Here is a 263-nt window from a genome sequence, read left to right as displayed (position 1 = left end):
CTAAATAGATGCGCGGAATAGTAGATCACTGAAAGGGAACTCAGCCCGGATTGTGCGATCTGATCAATCGCCAAACCAACCAAAACCACCAACCGGACTGAGCGATGCCGATCATAGCACCAATACCCCGTGGCGAACGACGCCTGATGCAGAAAGCTATTCATAAAACGCGCGATAAAAATCATGCCCGCAGACTCACGGCCATGCTGATGCTTCATCGGGGTGAACGGGTCAGCGATGTTGCCAGAACTCTCTGTTGTGCT

1 pseudogene is annotated in these 263 nt (G+C 51.7%); it reads left to right on the top strand.

The features are described from left to right. Positions 1 to 104 precede the first annotated feature (104 nt). Positions 105 to 263, top strand: a pseudogene (locus NMC31_RS26120) (IS630 family transposase); the annotation flags it as partial.

Origin of the sequence: Pseudocitrobacter vendiensis (genome assembly GCF_943590815.1) — a bacterium.
Lineage (GTDB): Bacteria > Pseudomonadota > Gammaproteobacteria > Enterobacterales > Enterobacteriaceae > Pseudocitrobacter > Pseudocitrobacter vendiensis.
The sequence above is the reverse complement of the archived record's forward strand: the minus strand, read 5'-3'. Positions and strand labels throughout refer to the sequence as shown.